The 20,336-nt window shown below is 54.0% G+C and carries 18 protein-coding genes and 2 pseudogenes; 12 read left to right on the top strand and 8 right to left on the bottom strand.

The features are described 5' to 3' along the window. Positions 1–151 precede the first annotated feature (151 nt). The 4 genes from JCM25146_RS22795 to JCM25146_RS20595 are packed head-to-tail and all read left to right on the top strand — an operon-like array spanning position 152 to position 2,160. The gene (locus tag JCM25146_RS22795) at positions 152–562 is read left to right on the top strand and encodes a hypothetical protein (RefSeq protein ID WP_199897699.1); all 411 of its coding nucleotides are present in this window, start codon (positions 152–154) and stop codon (positions 560–562) included. Further along, on the top strand, positions 480–911 hold the full coding sequence (locus JCM25146_RS24435) for a cation:proton antiporter domain-containing protein (RefSeq protein ID WP_277909545.1): 432 nt from the start codon (positions 480–482) through the stop codon (positions 909–911). Before JCM25146_RS22795 ends, JCM25146_RS24435 begins: the two co-directional genes overlap by 83 nt. Continuing rightward, positions 836–1,570 (top strand): cation:proton antiporter domain-containing protein, encoded by a 735-nt coding sequence (locus tag JCM25146_RS20600; protein WP_369347400.1) that lies wholly within the window; start codon positions 836–838, stop codon positions 1,568–1,570. The genes JCM25146_RS24435 and JCM25146_RS20600 overlap by 76 nt, the downstream gene beginning before the upstream one ends. Continuing rightward, positions 1,567–2,160, top strand: coding sequence for a cation:proton antiporter (locus JCM25146_RS20595; protein ID WP_051543986.1), 594 nt, complete (start codon positions 1,567–1,569; stop codon positions 2,158–2,160). Before JCM25146_RS20600 ends, JCM25146_RS20595 begins: the two co-directional genes overlap by 4 nt. A 10-nt stretch (positions 2,161–2,170) precedes the next feature. On the opposite strand, the gene JCM25146_RS03635 is transcribed toward JCM25146_RS20595, so the two are convergent. The 4 genes from JCM25146_RS03635 to JCM25146_RS03620 are packed head-to-tail and all read right to left on the bottom strand — an operon-like array spanning position 2,171 to position 7,172. Next, entirely contained in the window at positions 2,171–2,920 is a 750-nt protein-coding gene (locus JCM25146_RS03635; protein ID WP_242400896.1) for a pirin family protein, read from the bottom strand. Continuing rightward, a complete protein-coding gene (locus JCM25146_RS03630; RefSeq protein ID WP_025825966.1) occupies positions 2,913–4,436 on the bottom strand; it encodes an efflux transporter outer membrane subunit in 1,524 nt (507 codons plus the stop codon). The genes JCM25146_RS03635 and JCM25146_RS03630 overlap by 8 nt, the downstream gene beginning before the upstream one ends. 4 nt (positions 4,437–4,440) lie before the next feature. Next, positions 4,441–5,517, bottom strand: a complete 1,077-nt coding sequence (locus tag JCM25146_RS03625; RefSeq protein WP_025825963.1) for an HlyD family secretion protein — start codon at positions 5,515–5,517, stop codon at positions 4,441–4,443. A gap of 17 nt (positions 5,518–5,534) precedes the next feature. Beyond that, positions 5,535–7,172 (bottom strand): MFS transporter, encoded by a 1,638-nt coding sequence (locus tag JCM25146_RS03620; RefSeq protein ID WP_025825960.1) that lies wholly within the window; start codon positions 7,170–7,172, stop codon positions 5,535–5,537. Positions 7,173–7,291: 119 nt separating this feature from the next. Between JCM25146_RS03620 and JCM25146_RS03615 the strand changes: the two genes are divergently transcribed. Beyond that, positions 7,292–8,215, top strand: coding sequence for a LysR family transcriptional regulator (locus JCM25146_RS03615; protein WP_025825959.1), 924 nt, complete (start codon positions 7,292–7,294; stop codon positions 8,213–8,215). A gap of 9 nt (positions 8,216–8,224) precedes the next feature. On the opposite strand, the gene JCM25146_RS03610 is transcribed toward JCM25146_RS03615, so the two are convergent. Further along, the gene (locus JCM25146_RS03610; RefSeq protein ID WP_025825957.1) at positions 8,225–9,136 is read right to left on the bottom strand and encodes a LysR family transcriptional regulator; all 912 of its coding nucleotides are present in this window, start codon (positions 9,134–9,136) and stop codon (positions 8,225–8,227) included. Positions 9,137–9,332: 196 nt separating this feature from the next. On the opposite strand from JCM25146_RS03610, the gene JCM25146_RS23375 reads away from it, so the two are divergent. Further along, positions 9,333–9,548: a lipocalin-like domain-containing protein gene (locus tag JCM25146_RS23375; protein WP_242400895.1), complete on the top strand. Its 216-nt coding sequence runs from the start codon at positions 9,333–9,335 to the stop codon at positions 9,546–9,548. Further along, entirely contained in the window at positions 9,532–9,831 is a 300-nt protein-coding gene (locus JCM25146_RS23370) for a lipocalin-like domain-containing protein (protein ID WP_242400894.1), read from the top strand. Before JCM25146_RS23375 ends, JCM25146_RS23370 begins: the two co-directional genes overlap by 17 nt. Positions 9,832–9,932: 101 nt before the next feature. Here the strand turns inward: JCM25146_RS23370 and JCM25146_RS03600 are convergent, their stop codons facing one another. Next, on the bottom strand, positions 9,933–12,344 hold the full coding sequence (locus JCM25146_RS03600) for a recombinase (RefSeq protein ID WP_025825955.1): 2,412 nt from the start codon (positions 12,342–12,344) through the stop codon (positions 9,933–9,935). Between the two features lie 335 nt (positions 12,345–12,679). Here JCM25146_RS03600 and JCM25146_RS03595 point away from each other — a divergent pair, with 335 nt between their 5' ends. The 5 genes and pseudogenes from JCM25146_RS03595 to JCM25146_RS03575 all read left to right on the top strand — a co-directional run bounded on the left by JCM25146_RS03595 (position 12,680) and on the right by JCM25146_RS03575 (position 18,384). Continuing rightward, on the top strand, positions 12,680–13,717 hold the full coding sequence (locus JCM25146_RS03595; protein ID WP_035371949.1) for a Dyp-type peroxidase: 1,038 nt from the start codon (positions 12,680–12,682) through the stop codon (positions 13,715–13,717). Position 13,718: 1 nt separating this feature from the next. Further along, a complete protein-coding gene (locus tag JCM25146_RS03590; RefSeq protein WP_025825951.1) occupies positions 13,719–14,525 on the top strand; it encodes a family 1 encapsulin nanocompartment shell protein in 807 nt (268 codons plus the stop codon). Between the two features lie 213 nt (positions 14,526–14,738). Continuing rightward, a pseudogene (locus JCM25146_RS16945) lies at positions 14,739–16,360 on the top strand (ABC-F family ATP-binding cassette domain-containing protein). A 174-nt stretch (positions 16,361–16,534) separates the two neighbouring features. Next, complete coding sequence (locus tag JCM25146_RS03580) at positions 16,535–17,014, top strand: YaiI/YqxD family protein (RefSeq protein ID WP_025825948.1); 480 nt, start codon at positions 16,535–16,537, stop codon at positions 17,012–17,014. 188 nt (positions 17,015–17,202) lie between these two features. Next, entirely contained in the window at positions 17,203–18,384 is a 1,182-nt protein-coding gene (locus JCM25146_RS03575; protein ID WP_025825946.1) for an aminotransferase class I/II-fold pyridoxal phosphate-dependent enzyme, read from the top strand. Between the two features lie 79 nt (positions 18,385–18,463). Here JCM25146_RS03575 and JCM25146_RS16940 read toward each other — a convergent pair whose 3' ends face one another. Together JCM25146_RS16940 and JCM25146_RS24800 are read right to left on the bottom strand one after the other, a co-directional pair. Beyond that, positions 18,464–19,708 (bottom strand): M20 family metallo-hydrolase, encoded by a 1,245-nt coding sequence (locus JCM25146_RS16940; protein ID WP_035371931.1) that lies wholly within the window; start codon positions 19,706–19,708, stop codon positions 18,464–18,466. Positions 19,709–19,742: 34 nt separating this feature from the next. Next, positions 19,743–20,329, bottom strand: a pseudogene (locus tag JCM25146_RS24800) (NAD(P)-dependent oxidoreductase). Positions 20,330–20,336: the final 7 nt, after the last annotated feature.

Below are 20,336 nucleotides of genomic sequence, written 5' to 3'. Positions count from 1 at the left end.
CATGTCCTTATAAAATAAACACTCATAATCATTCATGCGCCACGGAAGAATGGAAAAAACTGATCCGCAGGCTCTGATTGCGCATTAGTTTGAGACCCTAAACCATAGCGCACCTGTTCACCATACGCCAAGTCAGGCGCACCTTCTTGTCGTGACTGATAAGGCACGAACGCAGCGTGTTGAGCATGAGTTCCCGCTGTCTTTATCAGCCAGTATTCTGGCTTACAGCTTTTGTCACAAAATGATCAAATTCTTGGCAGGTCTGAAACCAGTTCAGTTCGTAAAATACCAACAAAAAATTGATATTTTTCTCATGAAAACTGGTTTTGATGGGTCGAATTATATGGACAAACATATTTTTTGGAAAGAAGATCATCAACAAAACAAGATCAAGCAGGCCGAGCCCAATAATGCATATAACTTCAGTCGTTCTTCTGCTGCTACTTGTTACTGCCGTATCTGGGCCAGTCGCACGGCTGTTGCGAGTTCCCCTACCACTTCTGCTTATTACCTGCGGTGTTGTGGCATCACTCCTTGGGTTGCACATAGAGTTCGAGCCTGAAACTTTTCTTTTACTGTTTATTCCGCCACTCCTTTTTTCAGATGCTTATCTGATGCCCCTGCGTGATTTTCGGGAGTTGCGCTGGCCTATTCTATTACTGGCTGTTGGGCTGGTTATTTTTAGTACGCTCGTCGGTGGTTATTTTATTCACTGGCTTTTGCCTGTTGTGCCTCTTGCTGCGGCATTTGCACTGGCCGCCATTCTTTCTCCCACCGATCCTGTAGCAGTAGGGGGCATGATAGACGCGACAATGTTCCGCGACGTTTTTTACATATCCTGCATGGCGAGGCTCTGCTTAATGATGCATCGGGGCTTGTCTGTTTTAAATTTGCAGTTGCCGCAGCCATAACCGGCACGTTTTCTGTTCTTAATGCGTCTGTGGGGTTTGTGCTGGTTTCTGTGGGGGGCATTGTTGTGGGCATCGTGCTCACCTTTGGCTTTAATTTCGTCAATCGTATTCTTTCCCGCCATGGTTTTGATGAGCCGACAACACAGATCACTCTGATGACCCTGTTGCCGTTTGCCGCCTACCTGCTGGCAGAACACATGGAGCTGTCGGGCATTCTCGCTGCGGTCAGTGCCGGGTTGAGCCTGAACCAGAGCCGCGTTTTTGGGGCAGCACAAACCGCGACACGCCTGCGTGGTAGTGCAGTGTGGGAAATGATTACCTTTGTTTTTAATGGTCTGGTTTTTTTGCTTCTGGGCTTGCAACTGCCCGATATTGCCAAGCAGGGCATTTACATGGCCAACAAGGCAGGGGACAGCACATGGTCCCTGATCAGCACTATTGTGCTGCTGACCTGCGTTTTGCTTCTGCTGCGGCTGGTATGGATATTTCTTCTTGGTGGCGGGCGCGAACTGATTGCAAAAGCCCGTGGCCACAAACCTGTCCCGGTTCCGTTTATGGAGACAGCGGCCATGACCATAGGCGGCGTACGTGGCGCAGTAACACTGGCGGGTATTCTCTCCCTCCCCATTGCGCAGGACGCATGCCGGAATTCCCCATGAGGGACCTGTTAGTTACGTTTGCTGCGGGGGTCATTATTACCTCCCTTTTGCTGGCCGCCGTGCTTTTGCCTGCCCTGAGCCGCTCGCTCCGGCATGATGGGGGCGATCCGGTAAACAGGGAGGCAGATGAGGTGCGCCGCCTACTGGCTCTTGAGGCCATTGCTGAAATGGAGCGCCAGTCCGCCCTTGTTACAAAACAGCTGGATGAAACGGCAGCACAGCAGCGTGCGGAAGTCACTGCGGCCCTGATTGCTGAGTATCGCTTCCGGCTCAGGTTACTGGAAGATACGCAGGACGAAAAACGACATGATGAGGATACATCCACCACGCATGATGCAGCACACCGGGAGACGGCTCTGGCCAGACGGCGGTTTGAAGCGGCCCTGCGCCTCCACCTGCTCCGAACCGAACGCAAAGCCCTGACCCGCATGCGGCATGAAGGACTGGTGAGCGACGAAACCGAGCGCTTGCTGACCCATGATCTGGATATGGAGGAAACCGTGCTTTCAGGGAGTGCCAGAGCATTGCCGCGTCATCTGGACTATAAAGACGAACCCAGACTGAGCAGTCCATTGCACTATACTGGCTGAACACCTGACGTTATGCGGCTATGTCTGTCAGCAGAACTATGGAATCCTGTGTAGCCAGCACCACTACATTGCTGGCCTGTTCAAGCATGGCACCATCACCGCACGACAGAACCGTGCCGGACAGCGCAACCTCCCCCGATACAACCAGAATATGCAGGTCCCGCCCCTGCGTTGTCTGGTAGGCCGCTCCCTGCCCTTTGGGAATCTGTGCATGTAACAGGCGGTTGCGGCCACTCAAGGCAACGGGTGCTCCATCTGCAATACTCTCCATTGCCTCGGGGTCATCCTCGGGGAATCCTGAGGCAATAATACGAAAGCCACCATCCTCCATTTGTGGAAATTCCTCACGGCTTTCCTGTTTAGGGCTGTCTCCTTCTGTGTCGGCCAGCAGCCAGAACTGGATAAAGGAGGCACCGTTCTGCCCAGCCTGCCACGTCGTGGCGTTTACCCCTGTCCCCGCACATAACAGGTGCAGGCCGCCTGCGTGTATGGTCTCGGGTACAAAACCTTCAGCTTCGGCCTGCACGCTCCCTGCCTGTAGCCATGTGATAATATCCACATTGGCCTGAGCTCCTAGCGCATAAGACCCATTGGGGGGGAGAGAGCCCAGATTGATCGCTCTCAGCCGTCCTTCGTGCCCATATTCTGGGGTTTTATAATCTGCGAAGGCAAAATGGCAGCGCAGTATCAATGTATCCGAATGCGCTTGCCCCAGACCGTCCGCTCGCCGGACAGTCATTGCGTGGTTGTTCTCAGGCATGCGTTTTTCTTCCTTCGGTTTCAGGGTAAAGCGTTTCCCACCCTCCACCAATGGCACGGTACAGATGTGTAATGGACCCAGCCACATTGGCCGTCGCCTCCACCAAGGCGCTTTGTGAGGCAAGCAGGGCATTCTGCACAGTCAGCACATTCAAAAAATCTGATGCCCCTTGCACATACTGTGCTTTGGCGACAGTGAGTGCTGTCTCGTTCTCCTTCACGGCCAGAGCTAGAGCATCTCGCCTATTTTGTGCAGCCGTGAAGTCGGCCATTGCGTCATCAATTTCCTGCCAGGCCTTAAGTACTGTACGCTGGAACAGGACGGATGCTTCCTGCTGCTGGGCCTTGCGTAAGTGAAGCTGCCCTGTCAGTCGGCCGCCTTCAAAAATTGGCAAGGTCGCTGTCGGGCCAAAACCATACTGGCGGGATGCCCATGACCCAAGACCACTGAACTGAAGCGCCTGTACATCCAAACTTCCAGATAATGTGACACGTGGGAAAAAGTCAGCCACAGCAACCCCTATGCTGGCTGTGGCGGCATGTAACCTGTCCGCAGCCATACGAATATCAGGCCGTCGCTGCGCCAGTTCTGACGGCAGGCCCATGGGTACAAATTCAGGTATGGGCGGCAAAGCTTGTGGTTGTCCCAGTTCAGCGTCCAGCGCGCCGGGTTCACGCGCGACCAGAAAACTCAGGCTGTTCAGCAGATGTGTGGCCTGTGCATGTAAGGGAGCCGAGCGGGATTCAAACAGGTGTAACTGCCCCGTTGCTTCTGCAACATCCAAACGGGTCGCCGCACCCTGCTCCAGACGCATGGCCGTCAACTGCACACTGTGGCGGGCAATGGCTATGTTGTGGTCCAGAATGCCAATCTGTGCCTGTGTTGCGCGCAGGTCTATATAGGTCTGCGCCGTTTCGGCCATGAGGGAGACAAGAATATCACGTTGCATGTCTTCCGTGGCTCTTACAGCGGCTGTTGCCGCCTCCACCTGTCGTCTGACATGTCCCCACAGGTCCACTTCCCACGATGCGTTCATGCCGTATTGCGGCAGGTTGAAGGAGGGGTTCCCCACATTTCCCGGCAGGGCCGCAGGACCAAACCCCTGCGTGCCATTGGCAATACTCCCCGCTCCAGCTTGCTCCATGCTACCCATAAGCCCCAGAATACCGTTGCTGCTGGCACGTTCGCGTGCATAAGACGCATTGGCCTCCATGTGCGGGAGTTGCGCCGCGCTGGCAATACGTCGCTCAGCCCGGCTTTGCATCAGCCGCAGGCTGGCTGCTCGCAGGTCCAGATTGGAGCTTGCAACCTCCTGCTCCAGATGGGTCAGGAGGGGATCATGGAACAGGGTCCACCATGCAGGATCAGTTGAGGCGGTACTGACACGGCTTTGTGCGGGCGGTTGGGTGACGCGCCATGTTGCGGGAGCCTTGACCTGTGGCGGATGATAATCCGGCCCTACTGTGCAGCCAGCCAGAATAGAAAGTCCAAGGCCCGCAAGAAAAAATTGCCTCATGCCATTACTGCCAGAGATAGCGTGCATCATGAGCATGCGCTCCTTCCGGTTGGGAGGCTGTGTCAATTTTCGCTTCTACGGACATGCCAACCCTCACCTTGTCAGCCAGAGGTTGGCCCGGATCAAATATCAGCTTGACCGGGATGCGCTGCACCACCTTGGTAAAATTGCCAGTAGCGTTATCGGGCTGAATAGGAGCGAAGGCGACCCCTGTCGCTGGGGCCAGTGAGTCCACGTGCGCGGCCAGCGGGTGACCGGGGAATGTATCTACCCATACGGTTGCACGCTGGCCAGCCTGTACGTGAGTTAGCTGTGTTTCCTGAAAATTGGCCAGCACGTAAGCGGCCTGTGTGGGAACGACGGCAAGAATACCCGTGCCTGGGTGGACATATGCCCCAACGCGCACGCCGCGCTCCCCGACAACACCATCTACTGGTGCCGGAATGGAGCAGTAGGAAAGGTTGAGTTCCGCCTGTCTGGCATCCCCCTGAGCATGCAGCAGAGCGCCACGAGCCCGCTCCAGCCGGGCCTGAATAACCGCAACCTGTCTGGTGGCAGCCTCCACACCGGCCTGGTCGCGGGCGATAGCGGCCTGCGCCTCTTTTTCATGCGCTTCGGACGACTGCTTCTGCTCAATAGTGCCCGCACCACCGGAGGAAAGATTACGATAGCGGGTGGTGTTCTGGCGCGCGAACAGGAGTTCGGCCTGATCCGCCATTACCGCCGCGCGCGCCTGTGCAATAAGGGCATCCTGGCGCGCAAGTTCCGCACTTAGGTTGGCAACATCGCCCTGAGCGGCCAGCATGTTCCCTTTGGCAACGTCCAGAGCAGCCTTGTAATCATCATCTTCAATATGTGCGAGTTCCTCACCTGCGTGTACGCGTTCGTTATCCTGCGCAGTCACGCGGTCTATACGGCCAGCCACCTTGGGAGCTACGGTGGTAAAATCGGCCGTAATATAGGCATCATTGGTGTACTGGTGCACACCATCTCCATTAACCAGACGCGCCCCGCCCCATGCGACAAGGGCAAGCGCGCCTGCAGCGCATCCTGCATAAAGCAGCGGTTTTTTGTAAATCATGGTCTTGTTGTTCCGGTTTAGCGGGCAGAAATGTTGGGGGATGGCGCACGGGGCGGATACACACGGTGTGGCAGCACAAGATTCATGACTGCATACCCAAGGCAGACCCAGATCAGCGCGTAGTAGATGTCGGCCAATGCCAGAACGAGCGATTGCTCATGCACAAAGGTATGAAAAACCTGCAACCCGTTCCATGCGACATGCGCACCATCGGGGGAGGTGCCGCCAAGCTGCTGTGTAATGGGGTTGTCCATCCCCCCCAACGCCAGTTGATGTGTACCATGCTGGTCCAGCAGCATGGTGGAGTGGTATTGTTCTCGCCTGCGGGTGGCGGCGGAAAACAGAGCAAACGCCACAGCATTGGCCAGCCCCTTAAGCATGTTGACCATGCCGGAAATAAAGGGACCATCCGCCGGGCCCATGGCCATGGTTGCGAGCATGAGGGTTGGAATAACCGTCATGGGCTGGCCAAAAACCTGCAATATCTGCAGCAGGTAAAAATTGTCGCGGACCCAGTCGACCGTAAGCCATGTGCCTAGCCACGAGGATACGGCAAGGCATACCATGCCGCCTGCCAGCACAAGACGGCAGTCCACCTTGCGGTTGTTACATATCCACGCGATCAGGGGCAGCATAAGCAGTTGTGGCAAGGCGACTACCAGCGATACGGGGGCAGCCTGTATGGGTCTGTAGCCACGTATGGCCTCCAGATAGGTCGCTGGAATTTCCCCCATAATGGAGCAGATGGCCAGAATACCTACCAGAGACAGCAGCGCGGCCTGAATGTTGCGTGAACGCCAGTACTGAATTCTAAAATACGGGCTGGGATGGAACGCCTCGTTAATAACAAACACAATAAAGGCGGCAATACCCCAGAATGTCAGATTGGTAATGATGGATGATCGGAACCAGTCCAGCCGGTCCCCCTGATACAGCACAATAACAAGCGAGCAGATGGCAGGCAGGCCCACAAGAATGCCCAGCCAGTTGAATTTTTCAAACCGTTCAAAATGCATGGGATCACGAGGCAGGCCATATGCCATCATGCCAATTGCAAGTGCCGCGGTTGGTATGATTTCCCAATACAGCCAATGCCAGCCCATGTGTTCGAACCAGAATGCTTCCAGTGGTAGGCCCAGATTAGGGCCAAAGGTCGCGCTCATGGCATAACCACCAATACCGAATACACGGATCTGCGGAGGTAGATATTTGAGCATGACGGTCATGAGCACTGGCGGCAGGCATCCCCCGGCAAGTCCCTGAAATGCCCGTAAAATACACAACGAAACAACATCAGGCATAAAAGGTGCTGGAATGGAGAGCAGTGCCAGAACTGCTGTCATGAAAATGGAAAAACGATAGATCGAGAACGTCATGTAGAACCACGGCGTAAAAGCCATGGCAGCAATATTGAACGCTTCGTAAATGGCGATGACCCACGTGCCTTCATCATGCCCTATGTGCATGGCGCCACGTATGTCGGAAAGACCGATTTCCGTTACGTGCTCGTTAAACCCAGCGACATGCACAGCCAAAAGCATGCCAAGGCAGCCAACAACCGTGCGTAGACCAAACGGAGGAATATAAGAGGGCAGCGGCGGTGAAGCATGGATAACAGGCTCCCCCGCCGCTAGTGCAGGAACGGCATTTGTCATACCCGGCATGTTGACGATCCGGGATGTAGAGACAACCCTCATTAACCGTAAGCAACGATTCCACTTTCTGGAATGATAAATGATGGTGCCTGCGCCAGATAAAGTCTATTTCTGTAAGGATGAGAGGCTACGACCTAGATCTGTTACGCTACCTTCAGGTTCTTATTGAGGAGGAGAGTGTCTCGCTCGCCGCAAGACGACTGAAGGTGAGTGAACCCGCCATGAGCCGCCATCTGGCCAAGCTACGCGTGGCTTTTGCGGACCCTATTCTGGTGCAGTCAGGCAGGCGGATGAGTGCTTCCGTTTTTGCTTTGGGCATTCTTGACCGTGTGCAGGAACTGGTCCGTAACGCTGACAGCCTGATAGAAACACGCGCGCTCGCCAATCTGGCCAACATGGCCCCGACTTTTACCATCCGCGCAAATGATCTGGTTGTGGCAGCTCTTGCTCTGCCTCTTTTGCAGGCCCTTAAAAAAGAATGTCCACGATGTGAGGTTATCTGGGCGCCAGAAGTGGATGACCCGGCTTCTGACCCACTAAGGCATGGGCGCGTTGACCTGTATATTGGTGCGACAGATGTGATGAAGCCTGAAATCAGGCGGCAAACCCTTTTTCGCGATCATATGCAAGGTGTTGTTCGCAAGGATCACCCCATACTGTCAACGCCTGTGACACCGCAGAACATGGTGTTGTACGATTACATCAGCGTATCCCGTCGGGGGCGGGCGCAGGGGCCGATTGACTGGGTTCTGCGGGCCCAGTACGGCCTTGCCCGGCGCATAGCCATGGTGGTTCCCAATTACCATTGCATGGTGGAAAGCCTGAAGGATTCTGACCTTATTCTGCCACTCCCCGGTATTGTCATAGACCATATATCGGTCAAGGCGCTGGGGTTGGCGACTTTTCGGTTTCCATTCCCACTGCCCAGTATAGATGCGTTTCAGGCATGGCATCCCCGGCGTGATACGGACCCGGTGCACCGATGGCTGCGGGAGACTCTTTTTCGTGTTTCGCATCGTGTTTTGGGAAATAAGGCTGCCTAGTAAGAGAGCTTACAAAAAACCGGCCGTTCGGATATAGGGGCGCAAATCGCTCAGAAATGCTTTAACACTGGCACGGGTATGCTGCCGTGTTGGCAGAACGGCGTACAGATCAATTTTTTCGCCCTGCAAATCAGGTAGAATACGTACCAGCTTGCCTTCTTCCAGATCCTGATAAACGTCGCATAGTAGTTTGTAGGCGATGCCCTGCCCCGAGAGAGCCCAGTCATGAATGATTTCAGCATTGGTTGTAGACAGGCGCGGCTCTACCATAACCACGTCGGTTTCTGTCTCGTTCCCAATAACCCATTTGTTGAGTAGTGCCATGGTTTTGTTTTTCCGTAGGCACAAACAGTCATGTTTTGGAATGTCCCGAGGATGTGTAGGCATGGAGCGGCGGGCGATATAAGCGGGAGAAGCGCATAAAACACGCATTGTGGAGGCAAGGCGGGTTACAACCGCTCCCGGTGTTTCTGGCAGGCCCAGTCTGAGCACCACATCCAGATAATCGTTAAAATCATAGTTGCCTTCTGGCGCAAGAGCCAGGTTGATCATCAGGCGAGGATGTCTGGCACTGAATTCCTCAATAAAAGGGGCAATCTGCCTACGCCCCAGTTCTACCGGTGCGCCAATGCTCAATGTGCCACGTGGCGCATTGGTGCTGGAAGATATTTCCTCCTCCAACTGGTCAATATCAGCAACAATGGTCAGGGCGCGCTCGTAATATAGCCTGCCCGTCTCACTCAGCCCAAAATGCCGCGTATTGCGGATGACCAACGTGCTTCCCAGCCGTGTTTCCAACCGGGCCAGACGGCGTGACGCGGCAGCGGGCGATGTGCCCAAGCTACGCGCGCCTGCAGAAAGACTACCGGCGTCCACCAGACTGATGAAAAAACGCAAATCCCCTGTTTCATCATAGGGCATGGGTAAGGTTCTCCCTGAGTGTCGGGTGCATGCTTATCTTTGCGTTTAGCGTAATATTATTTTTCCTTAATTGTCACTACCGAAGAAGTGAAATGAAAGGCATGTTTGTTCCAACGAACAACATTAAGCGCAAAATCTCCTTTGCGGATCTGTCAAAACCCCGATAGACGATACGAACTAGCAACGGAATGAGACTATGCCAATGCAAGCGACCGCCCAGCGGATTATGGATAATGACAATGAGCTGCCCTGCACGAAGGAAGAAGCTCTGAGGCAGAACCTTATCGGCACGTGGGAACTCGTCTCCTACAAGGTGGAAGAAAAAGAGACCGGCAATTTTATTAACGCCATGGGCTGCCCCGCGTGGTCGTGTTGTTTTTACCCCCGATGGCTGGGTGGCTTTCAATCTTGAGGGTAGTAATCGTCTGGCAGCAACCACTGATACCGATCGTGCCCAGTTAATGAAAACACTGGTCGCGTATATTGGCCGCTATCGTGTGGAAGGGGACCAGTGGATTACCACCGTGCAGACCGCTTGGGCACCAGAATGGGTTGGCACGGAACAGCGCAGAACAGTCACGGTTGATGGTCAATATGCTGATGTTGTGACCCCATGGCGCAAAATGCCTAACTGGGCTGCAGGCAAGCTTTCACGCAGCATTATTCGCTTTCGTCGTGCGCAGATGGCTGCCTGATAGCGACCATATGCGCACTAAACCACACCCCGCGCGTGTCCGAGAGCCGCACGGGGGGATGGTTATAACAATTCGTAAGGGCTTTATGCTTTCTGCAATTATTATAATGGGCAGGCTCCACTTGCGCATTGCAGATGCGCCCAATCTACAACTTCGCGCACGTTGTCATCCTTGATTTTGGCCGTAATGGCTGCAAATCTGCTGGGGGAGACCTCTTCTTCCGGTAGATATTCGTATCCTAGATCAGAATCCGCACGGCTTGGAAGCACGGCACAGCACCGCACTTTGGGCTGGTTCTGCGCCACCATGGCACGAAAACTCTCCAGATCATGGCGATCTGTATAAATTTTAAGCGTGTAAGAAACCTGATTGCCTTGTTCTGCGCCAATCCAGTATTTTTCCAGTAGGCTCAGCCAGCGATATTGCTCTTCCGGGGTCGCTTCCGGGGCCGTAAGAACACGCTCCCCCATACCAAGACGTTGGATCAACGGCACCGTAGGAAAGCCGACAACACTCATGCCGGGGAAGCTGCGCAATGAGCGAACAGGGTATCCCTTGCTCTCATAAGTGCGGAGTAACGGGTCAGCACCGTGCTCCCACACACCATCTTCGCGCCGGACACCTTTAAACTGTACCCAGCGCAAATACTGTCGTCTGGCGGGTAGATGTGCGCCCTCTGTCAGGCCAAACAGTTTGGAAGTTGTGCCCGCAGGTTTAACGGTGGTGACCGTTACCGGTCGGGCCGTGCCTGTTTCCTGCGCATAGGCATTGGCTTCTGCCTTGGCGATGGTGGAAAGCTCACACACGGCCTGCCAGAACGGTGCTGCGTGCTCCTCATCCAGCATATCGTGGAAGTCCAGCCCAAAGCGTAGCCAAGCCCATTCATGCAATCCTGTCGGGCCAATGCCGATGCGGTTTGTACGGGCGACTTCCTGCCCGTACAACGCATCCATCCGGTTTGCTCGCAGCAAAAAACGAACGCCTAATCGCACAGAATCCCGGACACGTGCATCCCATTGTTCTGCGAGCTCCGGCGCATGACGCCCCGGTGTAACCGCGTCTAATGGTATCGGGCAGGCCAGCAAAGGAGCGAAGTCACCAATTACGCAGTACCCACCTGTAACATGCAATGTAATTTCGCCGCATGGGTTAGTCGTTACGGGAAAATGGGCCCTTGCAGCGCACTCCGCCAGTTCTGCCAGCAGGGTTGCTGCCTGTGTTGCACGGTATCGTGCGGAGCAAAAATCCCGACCATCCGTATAGACAGGCTTGTCACGCGCACTTCCTGTGCGGTTATCTTCCAGCCTGTCACCGTTAATAAAGCCCGGTTCACCATTAATCCATGCGCAGCGGGTCGCTTCTGCAAAAACAGCCCGCGCATGCTCAGCCAAGGGACTGGCAGCTGTGGTGGCGTTGACATACCCCCAGAATTCCTGATCGACCATGACCGAATGGTTGGCGGTCCATAACCCGCCTTCCTCCTTTGCACGAATAAAATGCAGCACGTCTGCATCACGCCAGGATTTGGTGGCCATGCGTGCCGCACGGCGCGCACCCCCAACCTGCACTTCAACAGATAAATAGTGATCCACCCGCAGTGCCTGCTCCCAGCGGGGCATACCGTTCCTGCGCGCTGGCTCAATAACGTTGCGATAGACATTCAACAACCCACGCAGAAGCGAAACCGGGCCTGCTGCCGGTCTCCCCTGCATGCCTGTAATAGGGCTACCCGCGCAGCGAATACGGCTAAAGTCCAACACAAGGTGGTAGTCCCGATTTTGGGCAAACGCCATGGCTTCGATAGCTTCCACCGCTTTGGCCCAGCCTTCACGGCTATCGTCTATGACATGCACGATCTTGTTCGGCACCTCTGGTACTAGAGGTAGAAGGGACTGCTCCAGAAACTGTGTGACCTGTGCCTCCATCCCGGCGTCGAAGGCATCTGGCATTGTTCCCCATGGCAGTATCTGCATTTCCAGCCCAAAACGCAGCAGGGCTGCGCGGTCGCGTGGGTAATCGGGGTGCTGCACGTCCAGCACAAAATGTAACTCCGGCACCTGCGCCCAGTCTACAATGCACAGTTCATCATCATAAGCCCGACCAACGCCCGAACCGTTCAGCAGCAAATAGAATTTGGCAAAGGAGCAGATGGCAGTCGCACAGTTGGTGAACACTTCCATGTTCCGTGTGGACTGCTCTGAATCTCCATGCTGGAGGTGGCGGCCAGAAGTCAGTAGCGCGCCCGAGGCTATGGCGTTACGCAGTTGCATAACCTCCCGCTTATCCACTCCCGCCAGCAGCCCGGTGTTGCCTTGGGCAACCCGGTCGGCCACTGCGCCAAAATCTTCGTTGTCTGATGGGCGGAAAACGGTGCGCCGCCCCACGGCTTCCCCCATGCCCGGATCAAGCTGGCGAGCAATGCCTGATTGTGCACCATAGGCCCCTTCAAACGGAAAACGGGCTTGGATAGTTTGTGTCACAAGAGACTCCGCAAGTGAAAAATGCCCGTTCATGCCCTGGCTCCATCTTTTGGCACGCACTGTGATTTGCCGCCAAAAATCATTCATATTGTGCTTATTTAAAGTTCATACCACCACATATAGTATTCCGCACGTACAAAATGCAGTGCCTTAATGCGTCAAACCTTCAGAGTTCAGGGTTTGTCTACCTCGACTCTTGAAATATTTTTTTGAGAATGATCCGCATTGCGAGTCTTGAGTGAGCGCAGCTCTCAAACAGCTCATGATGCCTGCGGACGCACAGCATGCACCCTGCCCTTGCCATGCCTGAGCAGAAGCCTATGTTAGTTCCTGTTGCTGTCACGTGTGATTTTGTCAGGAGCTCCAGTTTGTCGTCCACACCCCAACTTGTTGATCCAAGATTGACACAGGCCGCAGTTTTCCTTGTTCTGACCCTCAATACAGAGACCCCGGCCTCGCCTCAGGTTCTGGACCTGCTGGGGGATATCTCCTCCCTTCTCCGTGGCATCGGCTTTCGGATTCCGGATGGCAGGCTCAGCTGTGTCACAGGCATTGGGTCACAGGCATGGGATCAGCTTTTTGGTAATCCGCGCCCCAAGGAGTTGCACCCTTTCCGTGAGATTACGGGTGTGCACCATGCGCCATCTACCGCAGGTGATCTGCTTTTCCATATCCGCGCGACCCAAATGGACCTTTGCTTTGAGCTTGCAACAGCGCTTGTTGCCCGGCTGGAGGGGGTAGCCAGCGTGGTGGATGAGGTACATGGGTTCAAATATTTTGATGCCCGAGACCTCCTTGGATTTGTCGATGGAACGGAAAACCCTTCTGGCGCAGTTGCCACACAGGCGACAATCGTTGGGGACGAAGACCCTGCCTTTGCAGGCGGGAGCTATGTGATCGTCCAGAAATATCTGCATGACCTTAAAAAATGGGATGCCATTCCAACAGAGGTGCAGGAGCATATCATCGGTCGCAAAAAGGTTTCGGACATAGAACTGCCAGAAGCAGAAAAACCCAGCTACGCTCATAATGTGCTCACCAATATTGAAGAGAATGGTGAGCAGCTTCAGATCGTGCGTGAAAACATGCCGTTTGGGACTGTGGGTAAGGGGGAATTCGGCACATATTTTATTGGCTATGCCCGCTCCCCTGCCCGCACGGAGCAGATGCTCCAGAACATGTTTATTGGTAAGCCCCCCGGCAATTATGACAGATTGCTTGACGTCAGCACCGCAGTGACCGGAACACTCTTTTTTACACCGACAAGTGAGTTTTTGGACGCAGCACCGGACATGGTAATCGAGGAGCCACAGCCTGCCGTCTTGGCGAGCGAGCAGGCCCACCCCTCGCGCAATACACACGACGGTTCCCTTGGCATTGGATCATTAAAAGATAAGGACGCCTGATATGAACAATCTGCACAAACACCTTGCTCCCATTTCCGCCGAAGCATGGGTTCAGATTGAGGAGGAGGCCAGCCGGACCATTCGCCGCCACCTTGCGGGCCGCCGTGTGGTGGATACACCTGAGCCCAAGGGTACGGCGTTTGCCGGTGTTGGAACCGGGCGAGGCAAAAAAGTAGATGTGTCCGACAATGGGGTATTGGCCACACAGCGTGAAGTGCTACCTCTGGTCGAGCTACGCGTCCCCTTCACGCTCTCGCGCGATGAGATTGATGCGGTGGAGCGTGGGGCACTTGATTCAGACTGGCAAACAGTCAAAGACGCTGCCCAGAAAATTGCCTTTGCCGAGGACCACGCCATTTTCAATGGTTTTGAGGCAGCGGGTATTTGCGGTATGCGGAAAGGCACCTCCAACCCTCACCTCAAACTTCCTGCTATGGCGAAAGATTACCCCCATGCCATTGCCGAAGCACTGAACGCTCTGCGTCTGGCCGGGGTTAATGGTCCTTATTCAGTCGTGCTGGGTGCGCAGGCTCATCTGGCCGTCAGCAGTGGGGACGATGATGGGTACCCCGTCAAAAAGCACATTGAAAGCATGATTGACGGCAAAATTATCTGGGCACCCGCTCTGGAAGGCGCATTTGTCGTATCCATGCGCGGGGGAGACTTTACTCTTGATATTGGTCAGGACTTTTCAATCGGTTATCTGAGCCATACAGCCGAGACCGTTGAATTGTATTTGCAGGAGAGTTTTGTTTTTCGGGTGCTGACCAGCGAAGCCACGGTAACACTCGACTACACTTCGGCCTGAATTCCTACCATATTCAAGCCCATTCCTGCTCAGGGTAGGTTTTGATACGGTGGTGCCGGGTCTGGGGTATACCGCCCCAGACCGGCATCCTTGTCAGAAGTTCTGACCCGTATTCCCCGGACCACCATGCGACCAGCGGTTTACGAAGCTACGATGTTAGGCGATAAGGCAGTCTGTCGCCCACATCCCCTTCCCTGCATTTTCCGAGGTCCTATGATCCGTCTCGATAATATCAGCAAATATAATGGTCACCGCGTGATCTTTATCGAGGCATCCGCAGCCTTGCAGAAGGGAGAAAAAATTGGATTGGTTGGCCCCAATGGTGCTGGCAAAACCACCCTTTTTCGGATGATTACAAAGCAGGAAGAACCAGATGAAGGCCATGTTCTGACTGACCGCGGCATAACTGTGGGTTTTTTCAATCAGGATGTGGGGGAAATGACGGGTCGCAGCGCCGTGGCCGAGGTTATGGATGGCGCTGGCCCCGTGGCGGAAGTGGGGGCAGAACTAAGCAGGCTTGAAGCCGCTATGGCCGACCCTGAGCGTATGGATGAACTGGACACCATACTGGAGCAGTTTGGCGAAATTCAGGCCCGTTTTGAAGAACTGGGAGGCTATGCGCTTGATGGTCGTGCGCGTGAGGTCCTCCATGGGCTGGGCTTTAGCCAGGAAATGATGGACGGGGATGTGGGGCGCCTGTCCGGTGGTTGGAAAATGCGTGTCGCACTGGCGCGCATCCTGCTCATGAAGCCCGATGTCATGCTGCTGGACGAACCAAGCAACCATCTGGACCTTGAAAGCCTGATCTGGCTTGAGCAGTTTTTAGCCGGGTACGATGGTGCCTTGCTCATGACATCCCATGACCGGGCTTTTATGAACCGCATCATCAACAAGGTGATTGAAATTGATGGCGGAACACTCACCAGTTTCTCGGGTGATTATGAATTTTATGAGCAGCAGCGGGCACTGAACGAAAAACACCAGCAAGCCCAGTTTGACCGCCAACAGGCTATGCTTGCCAAGGAGGTTGCATTTATTGAGCGCTTCAAGGCGCGTGCATCTCATGCTGCACAAGTGCAGAGCCGGGTTAAAAAGCTGGATAAAATTGACCGGGTGGAGCCACCCAAGCGCAGGCAGGCCCTGTCCTTTACCTTCCCGCAGGCTCCACGCTCTGGGGATTCCGTGGTTAATCTGCGTGGTGTGGACAAAAGTTACGGAAGCCGCGTTATTTACAAAGGCCTTGATCTGCTTATCCGACGCCAGGAACGCTGTTGCGTACTTGGCGTGAACGGGGCCGGTAAATCCACCCTTCTCAAGCTGGTTACGGGCACGACAGAACCAGATGCCGGAACCGTAACACTGGGTGGCAGCGTTAAAATGGGTTACTTCGCCCAACATGCCATGGACCTGCTGGATGGAGAGCGTACTGTTTTTGAAACATTGAGCGATACTTTTCCCCTTGCTGCTCAAGGCGCATTGCGCACACTGGCAGGTGGGTTCGGCTTTTCGGGCGATGATGTGGATAAAAGCTGCCGGGTCCTGTCCGGTGGGGAAAAGCCCGACTTGTCATGGCCATGATGCTTTTTGACCCACCAAATTTTCTAGTGCTGGATGAACCGACTAACCATCTGGACATCGCAACAAAGGAAATGCTGATAGCTGCTCTGGCCGATTATGATGGCACAATGCTGTTTGTCTCGCATGACCGGCATTTTCTGGCAGCTTTGTCCAACCGTGTTTTAGAACTCACTCCACAGGGATTACTGCGCTACGATGGGGGGTATACAGAATACGTTGCCCGCACAGGGCGTGAAGCGCCAGGGTTGCATGAATAACTGCATGTTTTGCATCTTCGTGGGTGTGTAGTGGAGGTTGCGTGGCAATCACAGGCGCACACAAGAGCTGTGATTAGGCCACATATCCCATGGGGCATGGAGTGAAGAGTTTACTCCATGCCATGTTGACGTCTTTTCTCGCACTTGCTGCGTACCTTACGGTAGAGTGGGAATATGGTCCGTATATTTATTGATTCCGATGCATGTCCCGTAAAAGATGAAATATACCGTGTTGCTGCACGTTATAAACTACAGGTTTTTGTCGTCTCCAACCGTATGATTGCCGTCCCCGATACCTTTCTTGTTGAGCGTATTGTTGTAGAACATGGGCCTGATGTTGCCGATGACTGGATTGCCGAACATACATTGGAAAGAGACATCATTATTACATCAGACATACCACTTGCGGCCCGTTGTGTTGAAAAAGGAGCCTATGTTCTGGAACCAAAAGGAAGGTTGCTGGATGAAAGCACAATAGGCATGGCACTGGCCATGAGGAACCTGATGACCGACCTGCGTTCCGCTGGCATGATAACGCCGGGAGGCAGCGGATTTGGAAAAGCGGATCGGTCCCGTTTTCTCTCGGAACTCGACACTCTGGCAGTCAAGGCGCAAAAACCAAAGCCTCGTCCGCTTACTGTGCCGCTTCCATGATTTCCAATATATTTAAAATTTTTCTTATGTTGGAGTAATTGTATTTTTGCATGCAATCAAAACATCATTCTCGCTTAATGCTATAACAAAAGTGAACTTCCCTTTCCCCTATTTCTCCCTCCTTGGTGATCCTCTTATTCTGGTCATAGCCACATCCTGACTGTAACGATGTTTCAAAGGAGATAGCCATGGTTGCACCCTTGCCAGCACAGGCTCAGCAAGAGCTTTACGAGCGCGGTTTTTCCCGCCGGCAAATCGGCCGCATTTCTCTTATGCTGGGTGTTGGTTCCCTTATGGCAGGCATGCCATGGCACAAAAGTCGGGCCGATACCCTGCCTGTTGGCGGCATTTACCCACCAGGTTCCATTTTGCTCAACAGTAACGAGTTCTGGACTGGTCCCTTCCCGTCTGCTCTGCCAGCCGGGCAAAAGGCATTGCTGAATGGCAATCGCTACCTGACAGGTCAAGAGCGGCAGACTTTGGTTGAAACAGCCGCGGCCTACGACCATATTTCACCAGAGTTGATAACCCCGTGGCCCGGCTCCAGCGACCCACTGTGTAGAACGGTCATTTCTTTTTGCTCGCCAACACAGGGGCTTGTGACCTGTGACCCTACTTACGAAACGGTTTGGGGCGTTGCGGAATGGCTGCAAATTCCCTTAGCCAAAGTTCCTTTGCGGGCAGACAACGGTTATAAGGCAGATGTGCGGGCCATGCTCAAGGCTAACCCACATGCAGGAATGTATTATATATGCAGCCCTAACAACCCGACGGGCACTCTTACCCCACTGGAAGATATTGCATGGCTATCACGCCATATTCCCCAAAATGCCGTTTTGGTGGCGGATGAGGCGTATTTACATTTCAGCAATGCTCCGTCTGCGGTTTCCCTTCTTGGTTCATGCCGTAATCTGATTGTATTGCGCACATTCTCCAAATTATTTGCCATGGCGGGGCTTCGTCTGGGGTTCAGTATTGCGCACCCCAGTCTGCATGACAGAATGATGCGGTATGATGGTATTTACCAGACAACCATGCTGTCTGTTCCGGCAGTTGCCATTGGCACTGATAGCCTGAAAGACAGGACAGAGATTGAAAAACGCCGTTTTGAAACAAGGCAGAACCGTAAGGTTATGCAGGCATGTTTAAGCCATTATGGTGTCAGCACCATTCCCAGTGATGCCAATATGCTTATGGCTGATTGGCGTAAGGCACCAGAGCCAATTGTTGCAAAGCTTGCGCAAAACAATGTTATTATTGGGCGTAGCTGGGCTATATGGCCAACATGCTCCAGAATCACCGTTGGGTCGGCCCATGACGTGCAGCTTTTCTGCAAAGCCATGGAGAGCGTTGGTCCATTGCTCAAATAAAAAGGGGGAGTGCGCTCCCCCTTTTTGGGTCCGGGAAAATATTGGCCCGAAAAACAGTATTTTCTGTTTTAAAATTTTTCTAGAATATTTTATCAGCCTTTAGAACTGCATGTAAAAGCACATTGCTGCCTGCTGTCACATCCTCTGGCGTCGCACTTTCTGCCTCATTATGGCTAATGCCATGCAGACATGGCACAAAGATCATAGCTGTTGGGACAACCCGGGAGACATATACGGCGTCATGCCCGGCACCGGAAACAATCTCGCGCATGGTATAGCCAAAATCTCCTGCACTTGCTTTAACGCTATCAATACATCTCGGGTCAAAATGTACGGCGGGAGAATTCCAAGTTGGTACAATTTCAACCTGTACATCGTTTGCTTCAGCACAGCTCTGCATACGCTGTAAAAAATCTTCTTCCATAACCTGCAAAACCGATTCAGACGGATTGCGCAGGTCCACAGTAAAGCGCACTTCCCTTGGCACCACGTTGCTACTGGCTGGAAGGGCGGTAATAATACCAATTGTGCTTAACCCTTCTGGCGCATGGGCAAGTGCTACAGCGTTGACCTGTTCAATCATGCGGGCCGCAGCTAGGAGTGCATCCTTGCGCATGGGCATAGGCGTTGTGCCGGCATGGGCTGAGCGACCACGCACAATAACCTCGTACCAGCGCATTCCCTGCACGCCCGTTACAATGCCTATGGTGCGTTCTTCGGCCTCCAGAACCGGCCCCTGTTCGATGTGCAGTTCAAAATACGCCGCCGCAGGGTGCTGGCCACATTGCTCTTGGCCAACAAAACCACCTTGTTCAAGCTCATGCCGCAAGGTCACGCCGTCCGTATCGGCCCGACTGCCAGCAAACTCTTCGGTAAAAGCACCACCAAAAACGCCAGAGGCCAGCATGGGAGGGGCAAACCGGGCACCTTCTTCGTTTGTCCAGTTTACGACTTCAAGTGGATGATCCGTGTTTATGTTGGCTGCATGCAGTGCCCGAAGTACGGCAATACCACCCAGAACACCCAGAATACCATCAAAACGGCCACCAGTTACCTGTGTGTCCAGATGGCTTCCCATCATAATAGGGGGGAGATCATTGTGGGTGCCAGCACGGCGGGCAAACTGGTTGCCCATGGAATCATAGGTTACCGTGCAGCCTAGTGCCTTGCATGTCTGCTCAAACCAAGCACGAACCTGCCTGTCTTCTTGTGACAGGGCAAGGCGGCATATACCACCTTTTTCTGTGCCGCCAAAAGCTGCGGTTGTCACAAGATCCTGCCACAGGTCCTGCCCATTGATTGTCAGGTTGGCGTACTGGCTCATATCCTGTCCATTTCCCGTTCAAGCTGTTTTGTCTTCAGTAGCCACGCGTTACGTCACACAGTAGTGCAGGCTTTTCGCCCCGCTCCAGAGAGGCCACGACATCGGCCACATAACGGGCCTGCACCTCGCGCGACGCTTCGGAGGCCACATGTGGCGTTATGGTCAGACGCGGGTGGTGCCAAAGTGCACTATCATCTGGCAAAGGCTCGGGGGTTACCACATCCAGCACCGCACCACACAATGTGCCATCATCCAATGCACGGAGCAGATCACTCTGCACCACGTGGCGCCCCCGGCCGACATTTACAAAACCTGCACCTTTAGGCAGATGGCTGAGCAGAACGTGTCGATCAGTCCGTCTGTTGCGGGGGTTGCGGGCAGCAGGTTAATCAGAACGTCCAGTTCGCCCAAAAAATCAGGCAGTGCCTCCACGCCGCTCCATACAGTTACGCCATCCAGTTCCGCGGGCGTTCGTTTCCAGCCAGATACGCAAAAACCGACGTGGGCCAGCGCCTGAGCCACATATGCTCCAAGGTGCCCAAGCCCCATAATGCCTACTCGGGTCGTATTGGACGTGCGACTGCATACATTGTTGCGCCACAGGCCCTGCTGCTGTTGCATTGCCCAT

The organism is Acetobacter okinawensis JCM 25146, assembly GCF_000613865.1.
Lineage (GTDB): Bacteria > Pseudomonadota > Alphaproteobacteria > Acetobacterales > Acetobacteraceae > Acetobacter > Acetobacter okinawensis.
Note: the sequence above shows the minus strand (reverse complement) of the source record. Positions and strands in the feature narration are given on the sequence as shown.